Origin of the sequence: Streptomyces sp., from assembly GCF_019510245.1 — a bacterium.
GTDB lineage: Bacteria > Actinomycetota > Actinomycetes > Streptomycetales > Streptomycetaceae > Streptomyces.
Genome location: NZ_JAEKKT010000123.1, coordinates 38,154 through 64,335 on the forward strand (window position 1 = coordinate 38,154; position 26,182 = coordinate 64,335).

General features: G+C 72.2%; 24 protein-coding genes and 1 riboswitch. Of the genes, 18 read left to right on the plus strand and 6 right to left on the minus strand.

Going from position 1 to position 26,182, the window contains the following annotated elements:
- Nucleotides 1-66: 66 nt before the first annotated feature.
- The 5 genes from JF597_RS12600 to JF597_RS12620 all read left to right on the plus strand — a co-directional run bounded on the left by JF597_RS12600 (nt 67) and on the right by JF597_RS12620 (nt 5,973).
- Complete coding sequence (locus JF597_RS12600) at nt 67-2,397, plus strand: nitrate- and nitrite sensing domain-containing protein (RefSeq protein WP_293993252.1); 2,331 nt, start codon at nt 67-69, stop codon at nt 2,395-2,397.
- A complete protein-coding gene (locus JF597_RS12605; protein ID WP_293993254.1) occupies nt 2,387-2,878 on the plus strand; it encodes a roadblock/LC7 domain-containing protein in 492 nt (163 codons plus the stop codon). The genes JF597_RS12600 and JF597_RS12605 overlap by 11 nt, the downstream gene beginning before the upstream one ends.
- A 7-nt stretch (nt 2,879-2,885) precedes the next feature.
- Nucleotides 2,886-3,272 (plus strand): DUF742 domain-containing protein, encoded by a 387-nt coding sequence (locus JF597_RS12610; protein ID WP_293993256.1) that lies wholly within the window; start codon nt 2,886-2,888, stop codon nt 3,270-3,272.
- A 147-nt stretch (nt 3,273-3,419) separates the two neighbouring features.
- Complete coding sequence (locus tag JF597_RS12615) at nt 3,420-4,208, plus strand: carbon-nitrogen hydrolase family protein (protein ID WP_293993258.1); 789 nt, start codon at nt 3,420-3,422, stop codon at nt 4,206-4,208.
- A 52-nt stretch (nt 4,209-4,260) separates the two neighbouring features.
- Nucleotides 4,261-5,973 (plus strand): NAD(P)/FAD-dependent oxidoreductase, encoded by a 1,713-nt coding sequence (locus JF597_RS12620; RefSeq protein WP_293993259.1) that lies wholly within the window; start codon nt 4,261-4,263, stop codon nt 5,971-5,973.
- Between the two features lie 99 nt (nt 5,974-6,072).
- Here the strand turns inward: JF597_RS12620 and JF597_RS12625 are convergent, their stop codons facing one another.
- The 3 genes from JF597_RS12625 to JF597_RS12635 form a co-directional block, all read right to left on the minus strand.
- Nucleotides 6,073-7,002 carry an LLM class F420-dependent oxidoreductase gene (locus JF597_RS12625; RefSeq protein WP_293993261.1) on the minus strand — a complete coding sequence of 310 codons (930 nt, stop codon included), beginning with the start codon at nt 7,000-7,002 and terminating at the stop codon, nt 6,073-6,075.
- Nucleotides 7,003-7,098: 96 nt separating this feature from the next.
- Nucleotides 7,099-7,785: a DUF5995 family protein gene (locus JF597_RS12630; RefSeq protein ID WP_293993263.1), complete on the minus strand. Its 687-nt coding sequence runs from the start codon at nt 7,783-7,785 to the stop codon at nt 7,099-7,101.
- Nucleotides 7,786-7,894: 109 nt separating this feature from the next.
- Nucleotides 7,895-9,274 carry a solute carrier family 23 protein gene (locus tag JF597_RS12635; protein ID WP_293993265.1) on the minus strand — a complete coding sequence of 460 codons (1,380 nt, stop codon included), beginning with the start codon at nt 9,272-9,274 and terminating at the stop codon, nt 7,895-7,897.
- 128 nt (nt 9,275-9,402) lie between these two features.
- Here JF597_RS12635 and JF597_RS12640 point away from each other — a divergent pair, with 128 nt between their 5' ends.
- Nucleotides 9,403-10,662 (plus strand): alginate lyase family protein, encoded by a 1,260-nt coding sequence (locus JF597_RS12640; RefSeq protein ID WP_293993267.1) that lies wholly within the window; start codon nt 9,403-9,405, stop codon nt 10,660-10,662.
- Nucleotides 10,663-10,807: 145 nt separating this feature from the next.
- Nucleotides 10,808-11,272, plus strand: a complete 465-nt coding sequence (locus JF597_RS12645; protein ID WP_293993268.1) for a thioesterase family protein — start codon at nt 10,808-10,810, stop codon at nt 11,270-11,272.
- Here the strand turns inward: JF597_RS12645 and JF597_RS12650 are convergent.
- Complete coding sequence (locus tag JF597_RS12650) at nt 11,232-12,446, minus strand: MFS transporter (protein ID WP_293993270.1); 1,215 nt, start codon at nt 12,444-12,446, stop codon at nt 11,232-11,234. The genes JF597_RS12645 and JF597_RS12650 overlap by 41 nt on opposite strands.
- A gap of 120 nt (nt 12,447-12,566) precedes the next feature.
- On the opposite strand from JF597_RS12650, the gene JF597_RS12655 reads away from it, so the two are divergent.
- The 10 genes from JF597_RS12655 (at nt 12,567) to JF597_RS12700 (ending at nt 21,805) form a co-directional block, all read left to right on the plus strand.
- The gene (locus JF597_RS12655) at nt 12,567-13,847 is read left to right on the plus strand and encodes an ROK family transcriptional regulator (protein ID WP_293993272.1); all 1,281 of its coding nucleotides are present in this window, start codon (nt 12,567-12,569) and stop codon (nt 13,845-13,847) included.
- A gap of 274 nt (nt 13,848-14,121) precedes the next feature.
- A riboswitch (FMN riboswitch) is annotated at nt 14,122-14,252 on the plus strand.
- Between the two features lie 156 nt (nt 14,253-14,408).
- Nucleotides 14,409-15,014 (plus strand): riboflavin synthase, encoded by a 606-nt coding sequence (locus JF597_RS12660; protein ID WP_293993274.1) that lies wholly within the window; start codon nt 14,409-14,411, stop codon nt 15,012-15,014.
- Nucleotides 15,011-15,661: a nicotinamide riboside transporter PnuC gene (gene pnuC, locus JF597_RS12665; RefSeq protein WP_293993276.1), complete on the plus strand. Its 651-nt coding sequence runs from the start codon at nt 15,011-15,013 to the stop codon at nt 15,659-15,661. Before JF597_RS12660 ends, pnuC begins: the two co-directional genes overlap by 4 nt.
- On the plus strand, nt 15,658-16,950 hold the full coding sequence (locus JF597_RS12670) for a bifunctional 3,4-dihydroxy-2-butanone-4-phosphate synthase/GTP cyclohydrolase II (protein WP_293993278.1): 1,293 nt from the start codon (nt 15,658-15,660) through the stop codon (nt 16,948-16,950). Before pnuC ends, JF597_RS12670 begins: the two co-directional genes overlap by 4 nt.
- A gap of 22 nt (nt 16,951-16,972) precedes the next feature.
- Nucleotides 16,973-17,458 carry a 6,7-dimethyl-8-ribityllumazine synthase gene (gene ribH, locus JF597_RS12675; RefSeq protein WP_293993280.1) on the plus strand — a complete coding sequence of 162 codons (486 nt, stop codon included), beginning with the start codon at nt 16,973-16,975 and terminating at the stop codon, nt 17,456-17,458.
- Between the two features lie 34 nt (nt 17,459-17,492).
- A complete protein-coding gene (locus tag JF597_RS12680; RefSeq protein WP_030946750.1) occupies nt 17,493-17,765 on the plus strand; it encodes a phosphoribosyl-ATP diphosphatase in 273 nt (90 codons plus the stop codon).
- 46 nt (nt 17,766-17,811) lie between these two features.
- Complete coding sequence (hisG, locus tag JF597_RS12685) at nt 17,812-18,660, plus strand: ATP phosphoribosyltransferase (protein ID WP_293993285.1); 849 nt, start codon at nt 17,812-17,814, stop codon at nt 18,658-18,660.
- A gap of 19 nt (nt 18,661-18,679) precedes the next feature.
- The gene (locus tag JF597_RS12690; protein ID WP_293993286.1) at nt 18,680-19,135 is read left to right on the plus strand and encodes a PH domain-containing protein; all 456 of its coding nucleotides are present in this window, start codon (nt 18,680-18,682) and stop codon (nt 19,133-19,135) included.
- A 256-nt stretch (nt 19,136-19,391) separates the two neighbouring features.
- Complete coding sequence (locus JF597_RS12695) at nt 19,392-20,720, plus strand: hemolysin family protein (RefSeq protein WP_293993288.1); 1,329 nt, start codon at nt 19,392-19,394, stop codon at nt 20,718-20,720.
- The gene (locus JF597_RS12700) at nt 20,717-21,805 is read left to right on the plus strand and encodes a hemolysin family protein (RefSeq protein WP_293993290.1); all 1,089 of its coding nucleotides are present in this window, start codon (nt 20,717-20,719) and stop codon (nt 21,803-21,805) included. Before JF597_RS12695 ends, JF597_RS12700 begins: the two co-directional genes overlap by 4 nt.
- 223 nt (nt 21,806-22,028) lie before the next feature.
- Here JF597_RS12700 and JF597_RS12705 read toward each other — a convergent pair whose 3' ends face one another.
- A complete protein-coding gene (locus JF597_RS12705) occupies nt 22,029-23,891 on the minus strand; it encodes an AAA family ATPase (RefSeq protein WP_293993292.1) in 1,863 nt (620 codons plus the stop codon).
- Nucleotides 23,892-24,321: 430 nt separating this feature from the next.
- Complete coding sequence (locus JF597_RS12710) at nt 24,322-24,942, minus strand: hypothetical protein (RefSeq protein WP_293993362.1); 621 nt, start codon at nt 24,940-24,942, stop codon at nt 24,322-24,324.
- A gap of 240 nt (nt 24,943-25,182) precedes the next feature.
- Between JF597_RS12710 and JF597_RS12715 the strand changes: the two genes are divergently transcribed.
- Nucleotides 25,183-26,133, plus strand: coding sequence for a hypothetical protein (locus JF597_RS12715; RefSeq protein WP_293993294.1), 951 nt, complete (start codon nt 25,183-25,185; stop codon nt 26,131-26,133).
- Nucleotides 26,134-26,182: the final 49 nt, after the last annotated feature.

Genomic DNA, 26,182 nt, shown 5'->3' on the forward strand with positions numbered 1-26,182 from the left:
GGGGTGACGATCCCGTAGGTTGTGCGGGCTTCCCCGCTACTCACTGGTAACACCGGTAGGTAACCCATGCGCTGGCCCGGCCGCCCCACCACCGTCCGTGCGCGGATCGTGGCGCTCGCGCTCGCCCCGGTCGTCGCGCTGACGGCCCTGTGGAGCTTCGCCATGGTGTCCGTCACCGGCGAACTGCGCGCGCTGATCCGGCTGCAGGCGGTGTACGACGACTTCGGCACCCCCGTCGACACCGCCGTGGGGCAGATCCAGATCGAACGGCGGCTGTCGGCGGCCTACCTGGGCGGCCGCCCGGACCCGGCGGCCGCCGCCGGCCTGCTAGCCCAGCAGCGGCGCACCGACCGGGCGGTGGGCGCCATGCGGGACGCGATCCGGGACGGCGACCGCGGGCGCCTCAGCGACCGGCAGCGCGAGGCGCTCGACGCGATGGTCACCGCCACCGGCGGACTGGAGAAGCTGCGCGGTCAGGTGCTGTCCCGGAAGATCTCCTGGGACGGCGCCGTCGCCGGCTACAGCGCCCTCGTGGAGCCCGGCTTCGACGTCGAGTCCGCCCTCACCGCGCTCCAGGCCGGACAGCTGGCCCGGGAGTCCCAGGTCGTCGTCGAGCTGGTGCGGGTACGCGAGTTCGTCTCGCGCGAGGACGCCCTGGTCGCCGGGGCGCGGGCCGCCGGACGGCTCACCGACGGGCAGTACGACACCCTCACCGCGACCGTCGAGGACCGGCGGGTTTTCCAGCGCACCTACGTCCCCGACCTGCCGCGGGACTCACGGGCACTGTTCGAGACGTTCCAGCGCGGCGCGCTGTACCGCTCACTGGTGCGCGGCGAGGACGCGCTGCTGCGGGCGGGTGCGGACCGGGCCGGTGCGGCCGTCGCCGCGGACAGCTGGCGGGCGACCACCGACCGGGCCGTCAAGCAGTACATGCTGCTGTGCACGCACTCCGCCGAGAACTCCGCGGCTCGCGGACGTGCCTTCGCCTACCGGGAGTTGGCGAAGGCGGCGGTCGTCGGCGCGGCCGGGCTCGCGGCGGTGGGCCTGTCACTGTGGTTCGCGGTGCGCGGGGCGCGCCGCATCTCGCGCCGCCTGGAGCTCCTGCGGGACGCGGCCGACCTGCTGACCGCACGCCAACTGCCGGCCCTCATGGAGCGGTTGAGCGCCGGTGCGGACGTGGACGCGGTCGCCGAGGCACCGCCGCTGGCCGCCGGGGAGGCCGGGGACGACGAGATCGGGGACGTCGGCCGGTCGTTCAACCGGGCGCGACTGGCCGCGGTCGAGGCCGCGATCAGGCAGGCCACGCTGCGCCGGGGCCTGTTCGCGGTCCTTCTCAACATCGCCCGCCGCAACCAGGCGCTCGTCCACCGCCAGCTGAAACTCGTCGACACACTCGAACGGCGCACCGACGACCCGGCCGTCCTGCGCGAGCTGTTCCGCATCGACCACCTCACCACCCGGATGCGCCGGCACGCGGAGAGCCTGATCATCCTCTCCGGCGCGACCCCCGGGCGGCGCTGGCGGCGGCCCGTGCCGGTCGCCGACGTGGTGTCCTCGGCGGTCGGCGAGATCGAGGACTACCCGCGGGTCGTGGTGCCGCCGATGCCCGAGGTGGGCGTGGCCGCCGACGCCGTCGCCGATGTCGTGCACCTGCTCGCCGAGCTCCTGGAGAACGCCACGGTGTTCTCGCCGCCCCACACCCAGGTGACCCTGCGCACCGGCCGGGTCGGCCACGGCTTCACCGTGGAGATCGACGACCGGGGCCTCGGCCTCGACGCGGAGCAGCTCTCCGAGGCCCGCCGCACCCTCACCGACCCCGACGCCTTCGACCCGACGCGCCACGACCGCCTCGGCCTCTACGTCGTGGGCCGCCTGGCCGCCCGGCACGGCATCGGCGTGACCCTGCGGGAGTCGCCGTACGGGGGGACGACGGCGGTGGTGCTGCTGCCGGGGACGGTGCTCGCCGAGGTGGAGCCGGAGGGCGGCCGACGGGACGGGGAGCGAGGAGCACGGCCGGCGTCGGCGGAGGAGCGTGGACACCCGCCGGCGGCGGAGGAGCTCGGGGACCGGTCGGCGGCGGAGGAGCTCGGGGACCGGTCGGCGGCGGCGGTCGGTGTGCTGTCGCCGGCCGGTCCGGGGCGGTCCGGGACCTCGGCTCCCGGCACGGGCCCGCCCCCGCCCCCGGCCCTGCCCACCCGCACCCGTCAGGCCTCCCTCGCCCCCGGGCTGCGCGCGGAGCGGGCTCCCGGCGAGGCGCGTGATCTGGACGCCGACGAGATGCGGGCCGTCTTCGGAGCCTTCCAGCGCGGCCTGGACCGGGGGCGCCGAGGACTGCCGACCGGCCCCGACGAGCCGGACCACACCGAGGAAGGGACCCGTGCCGACGATGACCAGTGACGACCAGCCCCAGCAGCCCGGACCGGCCGCCGCCTCGGACCCGACTGCCGTCCCCGGCTCACGGCCCGCAGCCGGCCAAGGGCCCGCCGCCCGGCCGGGCAGCGACCTCGGCTGGCTGCTCGACGACCTCGTCGCCCGGACCGATCACGTCCGGGAGGCCGTGCTGCTCACCGCGGACGGGCTGCCGCTCAGCCACTCCGAGGGGATGCGGCGGCGGGACATCGAGCACCTCGCGGCCGTCTGCTCCGGGTTCCACAGCCTGGCCCGCTCGGCGGGGGACCGGTTCGGCGCCGGGGAGGTGCGGCAGACCATGGTGATGCTCGACGACGCCTACCTCTTCGTCACCCCGGCCGGGCACGGCAGCCGGCTCGCCGTCCTCAGCGACGTCCGCACCGACGTCGGCCAGCTGGCCCACGAGATGGCACTGCTCGTCCGCCGCCTCGGCCGGCACCTCGACGCGACCGCGCGCTCCACCCCCTGATCCTCCGGTGAGCGACGAGCACTGGTACGAGGACGAGACCGGCTCCCTGGTCCGCCCCTACACCGTGACCCGGGGCCGTACCGAGCCCTCCGGGAAGCACACCATCGACCTGATGTCCCAGGTCACGGCCGTGGACCCGGGAGCGGACGCGAACCGGCCGGAGGTCGACCACGCCCGCGCCGCGCTGCTCGCCCTGGTGCGCCGCGGGGCCCGCCCCGTCGTCGAGCTCGCCGCGGACGCCGACCTGCCGCTCACGGTCGTACGCGTACTGCTCGCCGATCTCGCCGAGGCCGGGCTGGTCGGCATCCAGGAGCCGCGCCGGCTGGAACCGACGGGTCCCGCCGCCGACCCCGAGCTGCTGAAGGTGATCGTGGAGCGGCTGCGGGAGCTGTGACCCCGCGCAACGAATCGCCACCGGACCCCTGTCCCACGCAACGAACCGCGCGGCCACGCGCAACGGCTCCTCCTTGTCCGGTCCGGCCCGCCGACCGTACGGTCTAAGTGACCCCCAGACCTCCTTCCGTACCCGGTGAGGACCCGCATGCGCACCGCCCTGCTCCAGAGCTCCGGCCGCCCCGGCTCGACCGTCGAGAACCTCAAGGTGCTCGACGAGGCCGCCGGCCGGGCCGCCGCCGCGGGCGCCGCGCTGCTCGTCGCCCCGGAGATGTTCCTCACCGGCTACGCGATCGGCGACGACATCGCCCGCCTCGCCGAGCCGGCCGACGGCGACAGCGCGGACGCGATCGCCGAGCTGGCCCACCGGCACGGCCTGGCGATCACCTACGGCTACCCGGAGCGCGACGGCGACCGCGTCCACAACTCCGCCCAGCTGATCTCCGCCGACGGCACCCGGCTAGCGAACTACCGCAAGTCCCACCTCTTCGGCGGCTTCGAGCGGGACCACTTCACCGCGGGCGACCAGCCGGTGGTCCAGGCACGGCTGGACGGCCTCACCGTCGGGATCATGATCTGCTACGACGTGGAGTTCCCGGAGCTGGTCCGCGCCCACGCCCTGGCCGGCACCGACCTGCTGCTGGTCCCGACGGCGAACATGCACCCGTTCGAGATCGTCGCCGAGTCCATGGTCCCGGTGCGGGCCTGGGAGAACCAGATGTACGTGGCCTACGCCAACCGGGTCGGGCAGGAAGGCGAGTTCGAGTTCTTCGGGCTCTCCGCGCTGGCCGGACCCGACGGGGTCGCCCGCGCCCGGGCCGGCCGCGCCGAGGAACTCGTCCTCGCCGACCTCGACCCCGCTCTCCTCGCCGCCTCCCGCGAGGCGAACCCGTACCTGGAGGACCGCCGCCCCGGCCTCTACGGGTCCCTGGCCTGACCTCCCCCGCCCTTCCTCACACGTTCCGCGTTTCGCAAGGAGTCCGTACCCCATGACGTCCACGGTGCCCAACGCCGTCGAGCACGCCGACGAGCAGCAGCCGCCGATCACCATGTTCGGCCCGGACTTTCCTTACGCCTACGACGACTTCCTCGCCCACCCGGCCGGCCTCGGCCAGGTCCCGGCGACCGAGCACGGCACCGAGGTCGCGGTCATCGGCGGCGGTCTGTCCGGCATCGTGGCCGCGTACGAGCTGATGAAGATGGGCCTGAAGCCGGTCGTCTACGAGGCCGACAAGATCGGCGGCCGGCTGCGGACCGTCGGCTTCGAGGGCTGCGACCCCTCGCTGACCGCCGAGATGGGCGCGATGCGCTTCCCGCCCTCCTCCACCGCCCTCCAGCACTACATCGACCTGGTGGGGCTCGAGACCAGGCCGTTCCCCAACCCGCTGGCGGAGGCGACCCCTTCGACCGTCGTCGACCTCAAGGGCGAGTCCCACTACGCGGAGACGATCGACGACCTGCCGCAGGTCTACCGGGACGTCGCCGAAGCCTGGAACAAGTGCCTGGAGGAGGGCGCCGACTTCTCCGACATGAACCGCGCGATGCGCGAGCGGGACGTGCCGCGCATCCGTGAGATCTGGTCCCGGCTCGTCGAGAAGCTCGACAACCAGACGTTCTACGGCTTCCTCTGCGACTCCGAGGCCTTCAAGTCCTTCCGGCACCGCGAGATCTTCGGCCAGGTCGGCTTCGGAACGGGCGGCTGGGACACCGACTTCCCCAACTCCATCCTGGAGATCCTGCGGGTCGTCTACACGGAGGCCGACGACCACCACCGCGGCATCGTCGGCGGCTCCCAGCAGCTGCCGCTGCGGCTCTGGGAGCGCGAGCCGGAGAAGATCGTGCACTGGGCGTACGGGACGTCGCTCGCGAAGCTGCACGAGAACGGCGAGCCCCGTCCGGCCGTGACCCGGCTGCACCGCACCACCGGCAACCGGATCACGGTGACGGACGCGAACGGCGACATCCGCACCTACCAGGCGGCGATCTTCACCGCCCAGTCCTGGATGCTGCTCTCCAAGATCGCCTGCGACGACTCGCTCTTCCCGATCGACCACTGGACCGCGATCGAGCGCACCCACTACATGGAGTCCTCGAAGCTGTTCGTGCCGGTGGACCGGCCCTTCTGGCTGGACAAGGCCGTCGACGACGGGGGAAACCCGACGGGCCGGGACGTCATGTCGATGACGCTCACCGACCGGATGACGCGCGGCACCTACCTCCTGGACGACGGCCCGGACAAGCCCGCCGTGATCTGCCTCTCCTACACGTGGTGCGACGACAGCCTGAAGTGGCTGCCGCTCTCCGCGCACGAGCGGATGGAGGTCATGCTGAAGTCGCTCGGCGAGATCTACCCGAAGGTCGACATCAGGAAGCACATCATCGGCAACCCGGTGACCGTGTCCTGGGAGAACGAGCCGTACTTCATGGGCGCGTTCAAGGCCAACCTGCCCGGCCACTACCGGTACCAGCGGCGCCTGTTCACGCACTTCGTGCAGGACTCGCTGCCCGCGGACAAGCGGGGCATCTTCCTCGCCGGTGACGACATCTCCTGGACGGCCGGCTGGGCCGAGGGCGCCGTCCAGACCGCGCTGAACGCGGTCTGGGGCGTCATGCACCACTTCGGCGGAGCCACCGACGCGGCCAACCCCGGCCCCGGCGACGTCTACGACGAGATCGCACCGGTCGAGCTCCCCGAGGACTGAACGGGTCGGAAGCGGTTCCTCCCCCAGCCTTCGGCCGGGGGAGGAACCGCGCGACCAGGCACGACGGACGACATGACCTGGTGCGCTTCCAAAGGGCGCTCAGACCCCGGCCGCCCGCGCCTTCTCGTACACCTCGGCGGCGACGTCCTTGAGTTCCCCGGCGTCGCGCGCGGTGATCTGGAGGTCGATCAGGATCTCCTCCAGACCGACCGCCGCGTGGGCCACCAGGTCCTCGACGATCTGGTCGACGCTGCCCTGGAAGGGGCGGCGGTCGGCCCCGTCGTAGGCCTTCGGCGTGTAGGCGGTGTTGACCCGCAGGACCGTCCGGATCGGTTCCGTCCGGCCGCGCTCGGCCGCCAGCTCCTGCAACTCCTGCCACTGCGTGGCCAGTTGTTCGACGCCCATGCCCACGGGCAGCCAGCCGTCCGCGCGGTCGACCAGCCGGCGCAGGGCCTTCCTGCCGTGCGCGCCCAGCATGATGGGGATCGGCCGGGCGGGCTTGGGGCCGACCAGGGCGGAGGCGATCTTCGTGACCTCGCCGTCGTGGCGCACCGGGTCGGGGCCCCACACCGCCCGGCACACGTCGATGACCTCGTCCAGCACCTGGCCGCGGTCCTCGAACGGCCGGACCCCGGCGGCCGCGTACTCGTCGAGGGACCAGCCGGTGCCCAGGCCCGCCACCACCCGGCCGCCGCTCGCCGCGTCCAGCGAGGCCAGGGACTTGGCCAGTTGGAAGGGGATGTGCAGGGGTGCCACCAGCACGCTGCTGCCCAGCCGGGCCCGCTCGGTGGCCGCGGCGGCGAGGGTGAGGGTGACCAGGGGGTCCGCCACATGCCGGTACTCGTCGGGCCAGGGGAGACCCGGGACGTTGTACAGCCCCTGGGTGGCGGGCTCCGGGAACAGCGCCCGCTCGAAGACCCACAGGCTCTCGTAGCCGATCAGCTCGGCGGTGCGTGCCACGTCGGGGACGTCGGTGCCGAGGGAGTACTGCCGCATCTGGGGAAGACCAAGACCGAGCCTGGTGGTCATGCCGGTGCTCCTTTGCAGTCGGGTGCCAGCCGTCAACGTACGGTGAGCGTCCGAAGATTCCGGGGGCGGCGCGCACACCGACCGGATCGCGCCACGTCAGTCGCGCAGCGGCGTGAGCAGCATCCGGCCCGCCAGCCCCACGGCCGTGTCGAGCCGCTCGGTGAACTCCTCGGCCAGGTCCTCGAATCCGCGCAGCGCCCACAGTGCCCGCGCCGCCGCCCAGGTCGCGTCCCGGGCCCGCTCCAGGCTCCAGGAACCGAGCAGATGGGTCAGCGGGTCGGCGATCTGGAGCAGGTCGGGACCCGGCATCAGGTCCTCGCGGATGCGTTCCTCCAGCGCGACGAGCAGGTCGCCCACGCGGTCGAAGTCGTCCTCCAGATCGGCCGGTTCGCAACCGAGCGTGCGGCAGGCGTCCACCACGGCCAGCGCCAGGTCGTGACCGATGTGCGCGTTGATGCCGGACAGCGCGAACTGCAGCGGGCGGACGCCGGGGTGGCGGCGGAACTGGAACAACGGCCGCCAGCAGGCCGGGGGCCGGCGGCCCGCCGCCTCCGCGTCCACGGCGGTGAGATAGCGCTCGGCGAACCGCACGTCCAGGGTCGCCGCGGCCCCGGGGTCCGCGAACCGGCCCGCGGCCAGGCGCCGTTCGACCTCCTCCGTGACGGCGAGGTACACACGGTTGAAGACCGCGACCCCGTCCCGCTCGGGCAGGGCCGCGTCCAGGGCGCGCATCCGGGCGAGGACGGTGCCGACCGGAGCGGTGAGGTGGTGCAACTGCGCCATGGGGGAAGGGTCCCAGCTCCGGCCCGGCGCGCGCGCCGACGGGCCCGGCGCTTCCCCGGAACGGGGGAACGGGCCCGAGGCGCGGGAGCGCGGGAGGGGCGCCGGGTGCCTACGGCCGGGTGTCGTCGTAGGAGCTCGTGCCCTCGTCGAGGAGCGGTTCGGCTCCCTTGAGGTGGGCGGGGGCCATGGCGCGCAGGGTGTGGTAGCCGACGATGACGACCAGGGTGCCGAGGGCGATGCCGCTGAGGGAGAAGGTGTCGGTGAACTTCATGCCGACGTTGCCGACCCCGATGATGATGCCGGCCGCCGCCGGGACCAGGTTCAGCGGGTTGCGCAGGTCGACCTCGGCATGCAGCCAGATCTGGGCGCCGAGCAGGCCGATCATGCCGTAGAGGATGACCGTGATGCCGCCGAGGACCCCGCCCGGGATCGCGGCCACCATCGCGCCGAACTTGGGGCAGACGCCGAAGAGCAGCGCGAAGCCGGCGGCGGCCCAGTAGGCGGCGGTCGAGTAGACGCGGGTCGCGGCCATCACGCCGATGTTCTCGGAGTACGTGGTGTTGGGCGGGCCGCCCACGGCGGTGGAGAGCATCGAGGCGACGCCGTCGGCCGAGATCGCCGTGCCGAGCTTGTCGTCGAGCGGGTCGCCGGTCATCTCGCCGACCGCCTTGATGTGCCCGGTGTTCTCGGCGACCAGGGCGATGACGACGGGCAGGGCGACCAGGATCGCCGACCACTGGAAGGACGGGCCGTGGAAGGACGGCAGCCCGATCCAGTCGGCCTTGCCGACACCGGAGAGGTCCAGGCGCCAGTGGTCGGTGACCTTGCCGCTCGGGCTCATGGAGTGGATCCTGCCGAAGATCCGGTCCAGGGCCCAGGAGAGGACGTACCCGAAGACCAGGCCCAGGAAGATCGCGATGCGTGACCAGAAACCACGCAGACAGACGACGGCCAGACCGGTGAACGCCATCACCAGCAGGGCCGTCCACTGGTCCTGCGGCCAGTAGGTGGAGGCGGTGACCGGCGCGAGGTTGAAGCCGATCAGCATCACGACCGCGCCGGTGACGATCGGCGGCATCGCGGCGTGGATGATCCGGGCGCCGAAGCGCTGGACGGCCAGTCCGACCAGGAACAGCACCACGCCGACCACGAAGACCGCGCCGGTCACCGTGGCGCTGGTGCCGCCCTGTGCGCGGATGACGGCGGCCACCCCGACGAAGGACAGCGAACAGCCCAGGTAGCTGGGCACCCGGCCGCGCGTCGCCAGCAGGAAGAGCACGGTCGCGACGCCGGACATCATGATCGCGAGGTTGGGGTTCAGGCCCATCAGTACCGGGGCGACGAATGACGCACCGAACATCGCGACCACATGCTGGGCGCCGAGCCCGACCGTCCGCGGCCAGGAGAGCCGCTCGTCGGGGCGTACCACCGCTCCGGGCGCGGGTGTGCGCCCGTCGCCGTGCAGCTTCCAGCGCACGCCGAGATCCATGTGGGCTTCGCTTTCTCTGTACGTGAAGACGGTCCGAACCATTGTCAGGGCTACCTGGCAGTCCTACGCTCGCACGGTCCTACTCATGAACTGCGTTCATAAGTCTGAATAGGCGATCGGAGTGCCCGATGAGTGGAAGATCCCGCGCGGCCGTGTTGCTGGCGATCCTGACGGCGTTCGGAGCGGTCCTCGTCCCCTCCGCCCATGCCGCGGCCAAGGCCCCGGACACCGCCGTCCTCGACGGCGCCCGGCTCCAGCGCACCAGGGCCGAACTGCACGACGGCGACCCGCGACTGCGGCGCGCGCTGAGCGATCTGACGAGCCGCGCCGACGGCTGGCTGGACCAGGGCCCCTGGACGGTCGTCGACAAGCCCAAGCCCGCCCCGGGCGGCGACGTCCACGACTACCTCAGCCAGGCCCCCTACTGGTGGCCGACCACCACCCCCACCGCCGACAACCCCTGGGGCTGCCCCTACGTCCAGCGCGACGGCCAGCGCAATCCCGAGGTCGACAGCGGCACCGACCGCCAGGACGTCGAGAAGGTCTTCGACTCGACGTACGACCTCTCCCTGGCCTGGTACTACACCGGCGACCGGAGGTACGCCGAGAAGGCCGGGCAGATCCTGCGCACCTGGTTCCTCGACCCGGCGACCCGGATGAACCCGAACCTGAACCACGCCCAGTTCATCCCGTGCAAGTACGACGGCCGGGCCATCGGCATCATCGACTTCTCCCAGTCGTACACGAGCGTGGTCGACGCGCTGGCGATCCTCGGCAGCGGGGCGCCCGGCTGGAGCGCCGCGGACCGGGCCGGGATGCGGAGCTGGAACACCGGCTTCCTCGACTGGCTGAAGAACAGCGCCTTCGGCAAGGAGGAGGGGGCCGCCGCCAACAACCACGGCACCTTCTACGACATGCAGCTCGCCGCCCTCGCCTATGCGACCGGCGACAAGGCGCTGGCCAGGCAGACCGTGCTGGACGCGCGGGCGAAGCGGATCGACCCGCAGGTCGCGGGCGACGGCAGCCAGCCGCAGGAGCTGGCCCGCACCAGGAGCTGGCACTACTCGACCTTCGACCTGGTCGCCTACACCCGGCTCGCGGCGATCGGACGGCACGTCGGCGTGAACCTGTGGAGCTACCGGGGGCCGGACGGGCAGAGCCTGTCCAAGGCCGTGGACTACCTGCTGCCGGCCGCGACCGGGGCGGCCGCCTGGCCGTACCCGGAGCTCGAGTTCCACCGGTACGCGGCGAGCGACGTCGTGCACGCGGCGGCCGACGCGGGCGACAAGGCGGCCCAGAAGGCGGTACGGCGGCTGGAGACGCCGCCCGGCGGCGACCTCTGGGCGCTGCGGCCGGCCGCCGAGCAGCTGGACTCGATCGCGGGCTGACCAGCCCTTCTGCCGGGCCCTCCACCAGCCTTTCCGCCGGCCCCCGCGTCGGCCTCTGCGCCGACCCTCCCGGACCGGGGCTCCTGAGCGTCCGCTTAGGATGGAGTGTCCCCACCGCTTCGTCCAGTGCTCAGGAGCCCCACCCGTGACCGCCGAAGCCCTGCCCGCCCCCGCCCCCGCCCTCGCCTATGGCCGGCTGCTGCCGGTCAGCGTCCACTTCGACGACCTCGACGCGCTCGGGATGCTGCACAACGCCCGCTACCCGCTGCTGGTCGAGCGCGCCTGGACCGAGCTGTGGCAGGGGCACGGCATCCGCTTCGACGGCGACTGGGCCGCCGCCGGGGACGCCTGCAACGTGGTCAGGGAGCTGCTGATCAGCTACGAGGAGCCGGTCACCAGGTCGGGCACCTATGCCGTGCACCTGTGGCTGGAACGGCTCGGCACCACCGGCCTGACCTACGGCTTCCGCTTCTGCTCGCCGGACGGCGCGACCACCTACGCGCGGGGCACCCGGGTGCTCGTCCGGCTGGACGCGGCCACCCTGCGCCCCGCGCCCTGGAGCGAGGCGTTCAGGGCCGTGGGCCGGGAACTGCTGCGGCCTCGGGGCTGACCTCCGCACGGGAGCCCCGCCTCCCGGCGCGCAGCACGCCCGCGAACGCCACCAGCCCCAGCGCCAGCACCGTGACCAGGCCGAACGACACCACCAGACTGGTCGCCTGGGCGATGCCGCCGATCAGACTGGGCGCGATCAGGCCCGAGGTGTAGGTGATCGTCGCCACGCCCGCGATGGCCTGGCTCGGGTTCGGCCCGGCGTGTCCGGCCGCCGCGAAGCACAGCGGTACGACGACCGCGATGCCGAGGCCCATCAGGGCGAACCCGGTCATCGCCACCGCGGGCTGCCCGGCGAGGACCACCAGCAGTCCGCCGAGCGCGGCCAGCACGCCCCCGGCGCGCACGGTACGGACCGCGCCGAAACGGTTCACCACCGCGTCCCCGCTGATCCGGGCCGCCGCCATGGCCAGCATGAACCCGGTGGTGGTGGCTGCCGCGAGCCCGGCCGAGCTGTCCATCCGGTCCCGCAGGAACACCGCCGACCAGTCCAGGCTCGCGCCCTCCGCGAACACCGCGCAGAAGCCCACCGTGCCGATCAGCAGCGCCGACCGGGGCGGCAGCGTGAACCGCGGCGGCGGCTCCTCGCCCTCGCCGGGCCTGACGTCCAGGACGAAGCCGGCCGCCAGCACACCGAGGACGGTGAGAACGGCCGAGGCCAGGGCGAAGTGCACGCGTGCGTCCGTGCCCAGATGGGCGGCGAGGGTGCCGGCGGCCGAGCCGATCAGGGTGCCCGCGCTCCACATGCCGTGCAACCCCGACATGATCGACCTGTCGAGCACCCGCTCGATCTCCACGCCGAGCGCGTTCGTCACCACGTCCGCCATGCCGGCGCTCGCCCCGTACACGAACATCGCCAGGCACAGCAGGTACAGGTTGGTGGCGAGCGACGGCAGGATCAGCGACAGCGTCCACATCGCGATCAGTCCGCGCAGTGCGGTACGGCTCCCGAAGCGGTGGCTGATCCGGCCGGCCAGCGGCATCGAGCACGAGGCGCCGAACGCCGTGAAGGCGAGCGCGAAGCCCAACTGCCCTGCGCTGAGCGAGGCGTGGTCCTGGACCCATGGCACCCGGGTCGCGAACGAGCCGGTGACGGCACCGTGCACGGTGAACACGGCCGCGACGGCGTACCGCGCGCGCTTCACCCCGTGCTGCTCGTAACCCACGTCTTTCATGGTCCTGCCCCTCCCGGGTGGGTGCCGCCCCGCTGTCCGCCGTAAACTATCAGGGACCCTGCCTGATAGATAGGGAGTTATATGGCCGTCCTGGGCCATGGATCTGGGAGGATGCCCGTCATGCCCGCATCACCGAGTACCGCCCGGGCCATCAACGACCGGCTCGCCCTGAGCCTGCTCCAGCAGGAAGGCCCGCTGACGGCAGGGCAGTTGAAGCAACTGACCGGACTGTCCCGGCCGACCGTCGCCGACCTCGTCGAACGGCTCGCCGCGTCCGGTCTGATCACGGTGGTCGGCGAGTCGGGCGAGCAGCGGCGAGGGCCGAACGCCCGGCTGTACGGGATCGTCGCCGACCGCGCGTACCTGGCCGCGCTCGACGTGCGCACCGAGAGCGTCTCGGTGCTGGTCTCCGACCTGGTGGGGCGGGTGCTGGCGGAGGGGGCGGCGCCGGTCGTCCCGGAGGCGGGGGAGGCGGCGGCCGTCGAGCAGGCGATGGGGCTGGTGGAGCGGGCGGTGAAAGAGGCGGGGGCGTCCGGGGACGGGGGGCGGCTGCACACCGTGGGCATCGGGGCGCCCGGGCTCGTCGACCCGGCCACCGGCGAGCTCCGGGACTCGGCCGGCCTGCCCGCCTGGCACCGCCGGCTGGTCGCCGCCCTTCAGGAGCGGTTCCCGCAGGCCCGGGTCAGCGTCGAGAACGAGACCAACCTGGCCGCCCTCGCCGAACAGCGGGAGGGCGCCGCCCGGGACCGCGACACCTTCGTCCTGCTCTGGCTGGGACACAGCTGCGGCGCCGCCGTCGTCCTGGACGGCAGCCTGCGCCGGGGCGCTTCCGGCGGCACGGGCGAGATCGGTTTCCTGCCGGTGCCGGGCACGGCCGGGCTGCCCACGGCGACGGACTGCTCAGAGGGCTACCACTCGCTGGTGGGAGCAGCGGCGATCGTGGAGCTGGCGGGGGAGTGCGGCGTGGGAGCGACAGCGCCCACCGCCGCGGAAACGGTGGCCGAGGCCGCGCGGCTGGTGGCCGCGCCCCAAAGGGGCGCGGGCGGTATCGATATGCGGCTCCGCCGCGTGGGGGCGACCAGCCACGACGGCGCCGCGCCCGACACCCGGCCGAACCCGGCACACGCTCGTTTCCTCGACACCCTCGCCGACCGCATCGCCGTGGGCGTGGCCGCCGTCGTCGCCGTCCTGGACCCCGGCTGCGTGGTCCTCGGCGGTGAGATCGGCCCCGCCGGGGGAGCGGCGCTCGCCGCGCGGGTCGAGGCGCGGCTCGGCGGGATGTCCCCCCTGGCCACCGAGGTGCGGGCGAGCACGCTCGGCGGCGCGGCCGTCCTGCGCGGCGCCCTGCTCACCGCCCGCGAGCATGCCCAGGACGAACTCTTCGCGGCACCGGACCGCTGACCTCGCGCGGTGGGCCGGTCGGGGCCGCCGGGATGGGGCGGGCCCGGCGACGGGCAAGGGCCGTCGTCACCGCCACCGGGTCCGCCCGAACCCTAAAAGGACTAGACCAGTGGGGTCAATAGGTCTGAACAGCAGTCAAGACTGGTGGTCAGGGCGTCGGTTGGGCACACCGCGGTCCGTCTGGGAAGTCCAGCGGCACGCGCTGTGAGGCACCCCACACGGTTCCCCTGCATGGACCACGATCAGGCGTGGCAGACTGGCCGTGTACCAGAAGCAGCGCACTCCGGGGTCGGTGAAACTCCGAACCGGCGGTTACAGTCCGCGACCCGTCCGCTTCCAGCGGCCGGTTGACCAGGTGAAATTCCTGGACCGACGGTTAAAGTCCGGATGGGAGGCAGTGCGCGGCGGGCGAGCATGTACGTGTGCGCGCCGCCGTATCTGGTCTCGTCCGTCACGGACGGGACCTTTTCGGCGTCGCCCCCGGTGTGATCGTCCGTCCATTCTGTCGTCCGTCGACAGACCCCGGAGTCCGTGCCCCGTTGAGGCAGGAGGACCCGGGAAGTGTTCACCGGAATCGTCGAAGAGCTGGGTGAGGTCACCGCCGTCGAGAACCTCGGCGACGCGTCCCGTTTCCGGCTCCGTGGCCCCGTGGTGACCGAGGGCGCGCAGCACGGCGACTCCATCGCCGTGAACGGTGTCTGTCTGACCGTCGTGGAGCACGAGGGCGACGAGTTCACCGCCGACGTCATGGCGGAGACCCTCAAGCGTTCCTCTCTCGGCGCCCTGGCCGTCGGCTCCCGCGTCAACCTGGAGCGCCCCACCGCGGTCGGCTCCCGCCTCGGCGGCCACATCGTGCAGGGCCACGTCGACGGCACCGGCCAGGTCCTGGCCCGCACCCCCTCCGAGCACTGGGAGATCGTCAAGGTCTCCCTCCCGGCCGACCTCGCCCGCTACGTCGTGGAGAAGGGCTCCATCACCGTCGACGGCATCAGCCTCACGGTCGTCGAGGCCGGCCCCGACTACTTCACGGTCAGCCTGATCCCCACCACCCTCGACCTCACCACCCTCGGCCACAAGCAGCCCGGCGACCCGGTCAACCTGGAGGTCGACGTCGTCGCCAAGTACGTGGAGCGCCTGCTCGCCGGCACGCAGGGAGCAGGCCGGTGAACTGGCTGAACTCCGAGGCCTTCGTCCTGTTCGGCCAGCACATCCTGTGGTCGGACATGATCGGCAACATCCTCGGCCTCGTCGCGCTCGCCCTCGGCTGGCGCCGCAACCTGTGGAGCTGGCCGGTCCAGTTCGCCTCCGGCCTGATCCTCTTCGGCGCCTTCTTCGGCCACCTCACCGGCAGCGCCGGCAAGCAGGTCGTCGTCATGGCGGTCGCCCTGTACGGCTGGTGGCAGTGGAACCGCAACCGGGGCCGGGCCGAAGACGGCGGTGACGGCCACATCGCACCCCGCTTCGCCACCTGGCCGGAGCGCGGCGCGATGGTCGCCGCCGCGGCCGTCGGCACGGTCGCCGTCGCGCTGTTCTTCAAGGCCTACCCGTCCCTGTCCTGGGACCCCTGGCCGGACGCCTACATCTTCGTCGGCACCGTCGTCGCCATGTACGCCCAGGCGCGCGGCATGGTCGAGTTCTGGATCGCCTGGCTCCTGGTCGACGCGGTCGGCGTCCCCCTCAACTTCACCAACGGCTACGCCTTCTCCGGCTTCGTCTACGTCATCTACGGCGCGCTCGTCCTGTGGGGCCTGCGCGACTGGTGGCTGCGCTCCCGCCAGGGCACGCGGCCCGCTCTGGAAGGAGCACCCGCATGACAGCGGCACCCATCCTCTACAGCGCCGAGGGCGTCGAAGACCTCACCCTCGACCCCGTCGAGCAGGCCATCGCCGACATCGCCGCCGGCCGCCCGATCGTGGTCGTCGACGACGAGAACCGCGAGAACGAGGGCGACCTCGTCATAGCCGCCGAGAAGATCACCCCCGAGATCGTCGCCTTCATGATGAGCGAGTGCCGCGGCCTGATCTGCGCCCCCATGGAGGGCGAGGAGCTGGACCGGCTGCAGCTGCCGCAGATGGTCGGTGACAACACCGAGTCCATGAAGACCGCGTTCACCGTCTCCGTGGACGCCTCCGCCGCACACGGCGTCACCACCGGCATCTCGGCCGCCGACCGCGCCACCACACTCCGGCTGCTGGCGAGCGGCGACGCCGAGCCGACGGACCTCGTCCGCCCCGGCCACGTCTTCCCGCTGCGCGCCCGCCCCGGCGGCGTCCTGGTCCGCAACGGCCACACCGAGGCCGCCGTCGACCTCGCCCGCCTCGCCGGCCTGCGCCCGGCCGGCGCCATCGTTGAGATCGCCGGCGAGGACGGCCGGATGCTCCGCCTCCCGGAGCTGATCCCGTTCGCCCGCAAGCACGGTCTGACGATCATCTCCATCGCCGACCTGATCACCTACCGCCGGGCCGCCGAGCCGACCGTCCGCCGTGAGGCCGAGGTCAACCTGCCCACCGAGCACGGCACCTTCACGGCGTACGGCTACCGCTCCACCACCGACGGCGTCGAGCACGTCGCCCTCGTCCACGGCGCGATCGGTGACGGCGAGGACGTCCTGGTCCGGGTCCACTCCGAGTGCCTCACCGGCGACGTCTTCGGCTCCGCCCGCTGCGACTGCGGACCCCAGCTCGACGCCGCCCTGGACCGCATCCAGGACGAGGGCCGGGGCGTCGTCGTCTACCTGCGCGGCCACGAGGGGCGGGGCATCGGCCTGCTGTCCAAGCTGCGCGCCTACGAACTCCAGGAACGCGGCCGCGACACCCTCGACGCCAACCTCGAACTCGGCCTGCCCGCCGACGCCCGCGACTACGGCGCCGGCGCGCAGATCCTGGCCGACCTCGGGGTGCGCAGCGTCCGTCTGATGACCAACAACCCCGACAAGAGCGACGCGTTGCTGAGCCACGGCATCAAGCTCAGCGGACGCGAGCCGATGCCCGTACAGGCGGGCGAGCACAACCTCCGCTACCTGCGCACCAAGCGGGACCGGATGGGCCACGACCTGCCCTGGCTGGATACGCCCCCGGCGCTTTCCACCTGCGGCAACCAGTAAAGAAACAGCACTGAGGAGAGACGTGAGCGGCAAGGGTGCACCTGAACTGTCCGTACGCAATGTCAGCGACCTGCGGGTCGCGGTCATCGCGTCCCAGTGGCACGAGAAGGTGATGGACGGCCTGGTGGACGGCGCCCTGCGCGCCCTGCGCGACCTGGGGATCGACGAGCCGACCCTGCTCCGGGTCCCCGGCAGCTGGGAGCTCCCGGTCGCCGCCAAGGTGCTCGCCGGGCGGGGCTACGACGCGATCGTCGCCCTCGGTGTCGTCATCCGCGGCGGTACCCCGCACTTCGAGTACGTGTGCCAGGGCGTCACCCAGGGCCTCACCCAGGTCTCCGTGGAGACCGGCGTCCCGGTCGGCTTCGGCGTCCTCACCTGCGACGACGAGGCGCAGGCCCTGGACCGCGCGGGTCTCGCGGGCTCCAACGAGGACAAGGGGCACGAGGCGGTGACGGCCGCCGTGGCGACGGCGGCCACCCTCCGCTCAGTATCTGAACCCTGGCACTGAGCGACGCGGCGTTTGGCGTAGTCTGGCGCTCACCATGTCCAACAAGACTTTCGAGGAGCTCTTCACCGAGCTCCAGCACAAGGCCGCCCACGGCGACCCCGCCACCTCCCGCACCGCCGAGCTGGTCGGCAAGGGGGTCCATGCCATCGGCAAGAAGGTCGTCGAAGAGGCCGCCGAGGTCTGGATGGCCGCCGAGTACGAGGGCAAGGAAGCGGCCGCCGAGGAGATCTCGCAGCTGCTCTACCACGTCCAGGTGATGATGGTCGCCCGCGGCATCTCGCTCGACGACGTCTACGCCCACCTGTAGAACCTTTCCGACAAACCCGCCTTTTCGAGCAAAGGAAGCCGACCTCATGCTGCGCATCGCCGTCCCCAACAAGGGTTCCCTCTCAGGCCCTGCGGCGGACATGCTGCATGAGGCCGGCTACCGGCAGCGGCGGGAGTCGAAGGAACTCCGCACCGTCGACCCGGTCAACGACGTCGAGTTCTTCTACCTCCGCCCCCGCGACATCGCGATCTACGTCTCCTCCGGCCGCCTCGACATCGGCATCACCGGACGCGACCTGCTCGTGGACTCCGGTGCCAACGCCGAGGAGATCCTGCCGCTCGGCTTCGCCCGCTCCACCTTCCGCTTCGCCTCCAGGCCCGGCGAGGCGACCGGCCTGGCGGTCCTCAAGGGCAAGACGGTCGCCACCTCCTACGAGGGGATCGTCGCCGCGCACCTGGCCGACAGCGGCGTCGACGCCTCCGTCGTCCACCTGGACGGCGCCGTCGAGACCGCCATCGAGCTGGGCGTCGCCGAGGTCATCGCCGACGTCGTCGAGACCGGTACCTCGCTGCGCAATGCCGGGCTGGAGGTCTTCGGCGAGCCGATCATGAAGTCCGAGGCGATCGTGGTCCGCCGCGCCGGCGCCGACGCCGAGGAGCCCAAGGTCCAGCAGTTCCTGCGCCGTCTCCAGGGCGTCCTGGTCGCCCGGACGTACGTGATGATGGACTACGACTGCCGGGTCGAGCAGCTGGAGAAGGCCGTCGCCCTCACCCCCGGCCTGGAGTCGCCGACCGTCTCCCCGCTGCACAACGAGGGCTGGGTCGCGGTCCGCGCGATGGTCCCCACCAAGGACGCCCAGCGGATCATGGACGACCTGTACGACATCGGCGCCCGCGCCATCCTGACGACGGCCATCCACGCCTGCCGCCTCTGACCGGGGGGGCGCACGAAAGATGTCCGAGCTTCCCGCCCTTCCCGTCACCTTCCGGCCGGGCCTCACCCGCGTGATCCTGCTCACCGCGGGTGTCGCGATCTTCGCCACCATCTCCGGGGTCGCGCTGCTCCTGGAGCAGCTCGGCCCGGGGGAGAAGCTCAGCTTCGTCGTCACCGGCGCGCTGATCTTCTGGGTGCTGGCCCGGCTGGCCCGGGTCAAGGTGGTCGCCGACGAGTCCGGGGTCACCGTCGTCAACATCGTCGGCAGGCGGCACCTGGAGTGGGCGGAGATCGTCCAGGTGAACCTCCGACCGGGTGACCCGTGGGTGTTCCTCAACCTCAGCGACGGCACCAGCCTGCCCGTGCTCGGCATCCAGCCGGGCATCGCCAAGCGGCGCGCCATCGCCGACGCCGCGGCCCTGCGCGCCCTCGCCGAGGCCCACGCGATCCACGACCCCGAACAGCATCAGGGCTGAAATCACGCAACTTCGGGGCCGTCTTGGGGCCGCCGCCCCTGCCGAACCGGCCCCTGTCTTGATTAATCTGTTGGCGGAGGCTTTTCACGTCCCGCCTTCACCCCTGTCGCGCGCCCCGCGCACAGGGGTTCCTGCTACCCGAGGAGTGACCCTCTCCGGCGATGGACGGATCGTCCTGTAGTACCTGCGCCGCCCCCTCCCGACATACCGCGGACCGCCTTCGCGCAGTCCGCGAGGCTTCGGAGGCGGCGGCATCATGACCACCCCCCTGCTGCTCCTGGCAGCCGCGTTCCTGCTCATCCTCGCCAACGGCTTCTTCGTGGCCGCCGAGTTCGGCCTGGTGACCGTGGAGCGGCCCGAGGCCGAGAAGGCCGCCGCCGACGGCGACAAGCGCGCCCGTACGGTCGTCGAATCGCTGAAGGAGCTGTCCTTCCAGCTCTCCGGCACCCAGCTCGGCATCACCATCACCTCCCTCGTCGTCGGCATGCTCGCCGAACCGGCGCTTGCCGGGCTGCTGCGCGGCCCGCTCACCGCGATCGGGCTGCCCGACGGCGCGGTCTCCGGTATCGCCGTCGTGGTGGGCATGCTGCTCGCCTCGGCGATCCAGATGGTGATCGGCGAACTCGTGCCCAAGAACTGGGCGGTCTCCAAGCCCCTCCAGGTCGCGCGGTTCGTCGCCGGCCCGCAGGCCCGCTTCTCCCGCCTGTTCCGCCCGGTCATCGCCGCGCTGAACACGGTCGCCAACCGGCTCGTCCGCGCCCTCGGCGTCGAGCCCGCCGAGGAGCTGGCCTCCGCCCGCACCCCTGGCGAACTGGTCTCCCTGGCCCGGCACTCCGCCCAGGCCGGCGCGCTGGAACAGGACACGGCGGACCTGTTCGTCCGCACCCTGTCCCTGGGCGAGCTGACCGCCCAGCACGTCATGACCCCCCGGGTGAAGGTCAGCGCGCTCCAGGACACGGCGACCGCCGAGGACGTCGTCAACCTCACCCGGGCCACCGGCCTGTCCCGCTTCCCCGTGTACCGGGAGAAGATCGACGAGATCGTCGGCATGGCCCACCTCAAGGACGCGCTGGCGATCCCGGTCCACGACCGGCTGCGCACCCCGGTCGGCCGCATCGCCCGCAAGGCCCTGCTGGTCCCCGAGACGCTCCCGGTCCAGCCCCTCCTCGCCCGGCTCCGCTCCGAGCAGCCCATCGCGGTGGTCGTCGACGAGTACGGCGGTACGGCGGGCGTGGTCACCCTGGAGGACATCGTCGAGGAGCTCGTCGGCGAGGTCCGCGACGAGCACGACAGCCCGGACGCCCCCGAACTCGCCGCCGCGCCGTCCCAGGACGGCAAGCCCGCCTGGGACGTCGACGGCAGCGTCCGCGTCGACATCCTCCAGCGGATAGGACTGGACGTGCCCGAAGGGCCGTACGAGACGGTCGCCGGCCTGGTCGCCGACCTCCTCGGCCGTATCCCGGCCCCCGGTGACCGCGCGGAACTGCCCGGCTGGCGCCTGTCGGTCCGCCGGGTCGGCCACTACCGGGCGGAACGGGTCCGCCTGGTCCGCACCGCCCCGGCCGTCGCGGAGGCCGCCCGATGAGCGTCCTCCAACTGGTCTTCGCCGCGCTGCTGGTGCTGGCCAACGGCTTCTTCGTCGGCGCCGAGTTCGCCCTCGTCTCCGTCCGCCGCAGCCAGATCGAGCCCCTGGGCACCGCCCGGGCCCGCCAGGTCCTCTACGGCCTGGAGCGCCTCCCGCAGATGATGGCCGCCGCCCAGTTCGGCATCACCGTCTGCTCCCTGACGCTGGGCGCGGTGGCCGAACCGACGGTGGCCCACCTGCTGGAGCCGCTGTTCGGGGCGGTGCATCTGCCGGAAGGCGTGATCCACCCCCTGGGCTACGTGATCGCGCTGGCCGGGGTGGTCTTCTTCCACCTGGTCGTCGGCGAGATGGTGCCCAAGAACCTGGCGATGGCGGCGCCGGAGAAGGCGGCGCTGTGGCTGAGCCCCGGCCTGGTCGCGTTCGCCCGCGTGTGCCGCCCGATCACGGTCGCCCTCGGCGCCTGTGCCCGGGGCATCCTCAAGCTCTTCCGGGTCGAGCCGAAGGACGAGGTCGAGGCCGTCGTCACCAGCGAGCAGCTCAACCGGCTCCTGGAGGACTCCGGCCAGGCGGGCCTCCTCGACCCCGAGGAGCAGGAACGCCTGGAGGACGCGCTGGAACTGGGCTCCCGCCCGGTGACGGACGTGCTCCTGCGACGCGAGTCCCTGATCACGGTCCCGCCGTCGGTCACCCCGGGCCAGATCGTCGAGCTCACCGCCCGCACCGGCTACTCCCGCTTCCCGGTGGCGGCCGAGTCCGGCGCCTTCATGGGGTACGTGCACGTGAAGGACGTCCTCGACCTGGAGGACTCGGACCGGGCGGTTCCGCAGCAGATATGGCGTCCGATGACGACGCTGCGGGCCGAGCTGCCCCTCGACGACGCGCTGACGGTGATGCGCCGGGCGGCGACCCACCTGGCCCAGGTGGCCGACGCGAACGGGCGGGTCCTCGGCCTGGCGGCGCTGGAGGACGTCCTCGAGCTGCTGGTCGGCGAGGTCCGCGACCCGGCACACCGGGATCAGCCGACGCCGGCCAAGGCGCCGGAGCCGCGGTCCAGCGGGGAGCCGGAAGAGGTCATGGCCGGGTGAGGCCGTAGTTCGGCTGCGGGCGCGTGGGGGCTGGTCGCGCAGTTCCTCCCCCAGCCTTCGGCCGGGGGTACCCCCCAGCGCCCCTGACGGGGCGCGGCAGTCCCGTCAGCCACTTGGCTGCGGGCAGGCGTGCCGCAGGGCGGCACGGGTGGGCGCTGGGGGTCCCCCGGCCGAAGGCTGGGGGAGGCACCCGGCCGGCCGGTAAGCGACACCCCGCCCCCAGCTACATCCCGGCCGCCGGATCCTGCGGCCCCCGCCCCGACAGCACCTCCCCGTACGCCTGCATCAGATCCGGCAACCGCAGCGTCGCCAGGTCGTCCCGCGACAGCACCCCCGGATACGCCGACAACCGCAGATCCCGGTACGCACAGCTCTTCTCGTACAGCGTCCGCAGGAACCGCCCGTTGCCGAGTTCGTCGATCCACCCCTGGTCCACCACGTGCCCGGCGATCGACCGCAGCTCCTCCAGCGCCTCCTGGTCCCACGCGTCCCCGTTCTCGGCGGCCAGGACCTCGCCGATCGACGTCAGTTCGAGGGGACGGTAGGAGGGGAAGTCGACACGCGTGGTGAAACGCGAGGAGAGCCCCGGGTTCGCGGCCAGCAGACGGTCCATGCCCTCCGGGTAGCCGGCCAGGATCACCACCAGGTGGTCCCGGTTGTCCTCGGCCCGCTTCAGCAGCACCTGCAGTGCCTCGTCGCCGTACGCGTCCCCCTTGCCGTAACCGGAGTTGGAGAGGGAGTAGGCCTCGTCGACGAAGAGCACACCGCCGATCGCGGAGTCGATCAGTTCGTTCGCCTTCACGGCGGTCTGGCCCAGGTACTCGCCGACCAGGTCGGCCCGCTGCGCCTCCACGAGATGGTCCCCGCCGAGCAGGCCGAGCGCGTAGAAGACCCGCCCGAGGATGCGGGCGACGGTGGTCTTCCCGGTGCCGGACGGCCCGGAGAAGACGAAGTGGCGTTTCGGCGGTTGCACCGGCAGCCCCTGCCCGGCTCGCAACCGGGCCATGTTCAACTGCGCGGACAGCGCTTTGACCTGCCGTTTCACGGGCTCGAGCCCGACCATGCGCTCCAACTCCGCGAGCGCTTCCTCAAGTAACGCGGGGTCGGTCGGCCCGGCCGGCAGCACGGGCGACGGCACGGCCTTCTCACGTACCGCCGGGTCGATCACCGACGGCATCGCCCCGGCCGGCGGCTCCGGATCCCCGAGCCGCAGCTCGCGCCCCTCGGTGCCGAAGAGCGGGTCGAGCATGTCCGGTCCGTCCACCACGTCCTGCCCGGCGCCGGTGAGGGTGATCGACGCGAAGTCGGCGGTGTCGTCGTACCCGTCGCCCTCGGCTATCGCGGCCAGCCGTGCGGAGGTGTCCATGAAGGCGGGGTCGACACGGTGCACCGCACGGTAGAGGGGGAGCGCGGCGGCGCTGCGGCCGGTGCCCTCGTGCGCTCGCGCCAGCCAGTAGCGCAGCTCCTTGCGCTGCGGCTGCTCGCTGCGGCAGCGCATCAGCGCGGCGGAGAGCAGTGGTTCGGCCTGGCCGTACATCTCGAGGCGGACCCGGGCCATGCCGCCGAAGAGGCCCGCCTCGATGCCGAGCATGGTGTCGTCGAGGAGCGGGTCGGTGTGGCGTACCAGCTGCTCCCAGTCCTTGACCAGGTAGGCCCGGCAGGCGTGCAGGAAGCGGACCTGGGGGTCGGCGTCCACCGGTGGCAGCCCGGCGAGGGCCCGGTCGAGCTCGGGAACGTGCCGGCCGTCCAGCCAGTGGGAAGCGTGGGCGAGGAGGAGATCGCGCGGGCTCTCGAGCACCGGCTGCACCCACCAGCCCAGCCAGTACCAGGAGTTCAGCGAACGGCGATGCCTGCCGCGCTGTTCGCCGAAGCGGTCCCGGTGCCGGAACATCCGCAGCAGCGCGGTCGTCGTGTCGACCCGCAGCGCGTGCAGTCCGAGCCAGGCGTCGGCCATCCCGGGGTCCATCCGTACCGCGGCCCGGAACTCCTCCTCCGCCTGCGGATAGGCGCCCATCGTGTAGGCGTCCACCCCTCGCAGCCAGGCGAGGTCGGCCGGGGCCTCGGGGCCCTGCGTGCCGAAATCCATCACGTCCCCCACAAACCGTGCCCCCGTGGTTGGCCCCCGGGCTCCCCCCGATGGCCGCCGTTGGTCGAACCGCTGTGCCGCGGACCGGAGTTGCAGGTGCGCGAAGCAGCCGTTCGAAGGTCGCACCGAGGGCATCGTACCTGCGGTTCCACCGCCCGCCGAAGGGTGCCGCACCGGCCGTTTGGCGAGGTGGGGGCAGACGGGGCGCACTCGCTTCGGTGACCGAGGGTGAGCGAAAAGATTCGCGCCGCGCACGCAAAAGGGGTAAAGGGCAGAACGAAGCCCCCGATCACGGGGGAACAACCGGGGGCTTCGCGTCTGCGGGGCGGCCTCGAACGGCCGCTCATTCAGAACGTAAGTCCTGTACGGCCCCCCGGTCAAGCCGAGTTGAGGTACTCGGGCAACTTCCTGAAGGCGCGTCTTCACAAGTTCAGCACACAGCGGACGGTCCGTCACGGTGGGTGATGGACTGGTCCGGTCCAACAGTCTTCGCAGGTCCCGGCAGCACCTCATATCCCTTCTGTGACTGTGCCACCAGAAGGTCCGCATACGGCCTTGACGGGTCTTCGCTGAAATGTTCGTGCTCCGCCCTGACCCACTCGGCCCAGAAGTCCCGCTGCTCCGCGCCGTCCCGCGCCCTGCCCCGGGTCCATGCCTCCTCGTGCGACAGCTCCATCCACAGCAGCCGTGCCAGGAAGGGGCGCAGGGCCCGGCGGCCGGCGCCGACGCCCTCGAGGAGGATCACCGGTGCCGGCGGCAGCGGGCGGGGCGGGCCGAAGCGGCGGGTGTGCCAGTCGTAGGGGGAGTAGTGCGCCGTCCCGCCGTGCCCGAGCGGCTCGATCACCTGGGCCAGCAGCCGGCCGGTCCAGGCGAACAACTCCTCGTGGCTGGCGATGTCGTCGAGGTGCAGCACCGGCGCCCCGCCGAGGGCGCCGGCCAGCCAGCCGGTGAACGTGGTCTTCCCGGACCCGGCGTGCCCGTCGACGCCGACGAGGCGGACCGGGCCGCAGGAGGGCGGCAGGGCCCGGAGTGCGGAGGCGAGCTGGTGAATGACCGTTCCCGAGGTGTGCTGCGGTGTGGGGCGTTTTCCGGAAACATTCTAGTAGTCGGCGCATAGCGGGTGTTTGCGACCCTGGAAAGTATCGGGTTGAACCAATTTCGAGCCGTTCTCCATGGCGGCCATTAATATTTCCGACCGGCTGACCGATATGTCGACCTCGTGCGTTTCCGGTGTGCCCGGCCCTGAGTAGGGTGCCTGGTGCACGCGTCGGACGGGGACGGACAGGGGAAGATGGCCGCGGAGTTATTCGAGGGGCACTACGTATGGCATCCGGCGGCCGACGACCGCTTGCTCGCGAGCGTATGCGTGGACGTGCGCGCCGGACGATATCTGAGTACCCGCGAGGCGCTGGCCGAGACACGTGCCGACTTCGCCCTGCGCGCCCACCGCTCCCTGGTCCTCGCCTCCGAGGCGGCCGGCACCGATCTGGTGGAACGGTGGCTGGCCGAGGAACCGGGCCCCGAGTCCGCGCTGATGTGGGCCCGGGTCGCCGTCCAGCGGGCGATCCGGGCGGCCGACGCCCGTGACGAGCGGGCCGAGGCGCTGGAGCGGATCGCGCTCGCCGCCTGCGACCGGGCCAGCGCCATGAACCCCGCCGACCCCACGCCCTGGGCCGCCAAACTGGCCATGGCCCGGCTGCACCGCCCGCACGACCCCGCCCCGGGCGGCCTGCTGACCTCTCCGCCCGGACCCTGGCGGCTGTTCGCGCACACCCTCGCCCTCGACCCCTGGCACCGCGAGGCACACCACCGCTTCCTGTCCTTCTTCTTCACCCGGTACGGCGGCTCGGTCAACGCCGCCTGGGACGTCGCAGCCTTCCTCGCCCAGCGGGCCCCCGCCGACTCCGCACTGCGGCTGCTGCCGCTGGTCGCGCTGGTGGAGAGCCACAACCCCACCCAGCTGCTCGCCGAGCGGGTCTGGGAACAGCCGCAGTGGCGCAGCACCGCACTGTCGATCTACCTCAACTGGCTGCCCACGGTCGCCGGACACCGCTTCACCCCGGTGCTCGACCTGGCCTACCTCGCGCACGCGCTGGTCATGGCCCAGTGCGTGTTCGAGGCGCGCGCGGTCTTCACGGTCATGGGGCCGTACGCCTCACGCATGCCCTGGAGCGTCTTCGGCGAACCGGCCGACCAGCTCTCCCGGGCCCGCCGCGCCTGCGGCCTGCCCATCCCCTCCTAGATCCCAGAGAAAGGCCGGCACGTGTCAGAACGCACAGCGGACCCCGTCA

Bases quoted from the DNA above. Each gene is read 5' to 3' on its own strand.
- JF597_RS12600 (WP_293993252.1), top strand. From the start codon at position 67: ATGCGCTGGCCCGGCCGCCCCACCACCGTCCGTGCGCGGATCGTGGCG.
- JF597_RS12715 (WP_293993294.1), top strand. From the start codon at position 25,183: ATGGCCGCGGAGTTATTCGAGGGGCACTACGTATGGCATCCGGCGGCC.
- JF597_RS12670 (WP_293993278.1), top strand. From the start codon at position 15,658: ATGACAGCGGCACCCATCCTCTACAGCGCCGAGGGCGTCGAAGACCTC.
- JF597_RS12615 (WP_293993258.1), top strand. From the start codon at position 3,420: ATGCGCACCGCCCTGCTCCAGAGCTCCGGCCGCCCCGGCTCGACCGTC.
- JF597_RS12680 (WP_030946750.1), top strand. From the start codon at position 17,493: ATGTCCAACAAGACTTTCGAGGAGCTCTTCACCGAGCTCCAGCACAAG.
- JF597_RS12700 (WP_293993290.1), top strand. From the start codon at position 20,717: ATGAGCGTCCTCCAACTGGTCTTCGCCGCGCTGCTGGTGCTGGCCAAC.
- JF597_RS12655 (WP_293993272.1), top strand. From the start codon at position 12,567: ATGCCCGCATCACCGAGTACCGCCCGGGCCATCAACGACCGGCTCGCC.
- JF597_RS12650 (WP_293993270.1), bottom strand. From the start codon at position 12,446: ATGAAAGACGTGGGTTACGAGCAGCACGGGGTGAAGCGCGCGCGGTAC.
- JF597_RS12605 (WP_293993254.1), top strand. From the start codon at position 2,387: ATGACCAGTGACGACCAGCCCCAGCAGCCCGGACCGGCCGCCGCCTCG.
- JF597_RS12630 (WP_293993263.1), bottom strand. From the start codon at position 7,785: ATGGCGCAGTTGCACCACCTCACCGCTCCGGTCGGCACCGTCCTCGCC.
- JF597_RS12620 (WP_293993259.1), top strand. From the start codon at position 4,261: ATGACGTCCACGGTGCCCAACGCCGTCGAGCACGCCGACGAGCAGCAG.
- hisG (WP_293993285.1), top strand. From the start codon at position 17,812: ATGCTGCGCATCGCCGTCCCCAACAAGGGTTCCCTCTCAGGCCCTGCG.
- JF597_RS12635 (WP_293993265.1), bottom strand. From the start codon at position 9,274: ATGGATCTCGGCGTGCGCTGGAAGCTGCACGGCGACGGGCGCACACCC.
- JF597_RS12705 (WP_293993292.1), bottom strand. From the start codon at position 23,891: ATGGATTTCGGCACGCAGGGCCCCGAGGCCCCGGCCGACCTCGCCTGG.
- JF597_RS12690 (WP_293993286.1), top strand. From the start codon at position 18,680: ATGTCCGAGCTTCCCGCCCTTCCCGTCACCTTCCGGCCGGGCCTCACC.
- JF597_RS12625 (WP_293993261.1), bottom strand. From the start codon at position 7,002: ATGACCACCAGGCTCGGTCTTGGTCTTCCCCAGATGCGGCAGTACTCC.
- JF597_RS12640 (WP_293993267.1), top strand. From the start codon at position 9,403: ATGAGTGGAAGATCCCGCGCGGCCGTGTTGCTGGCGATCCTGACGGCG.
- JF597_RS12695 (WP_293993288.1), top strand. From the start codon at position 19,392: ATGACCACCCCCCTGCTGCTCCTGGCAGCCGCGTTCCTGCTCATCCTC.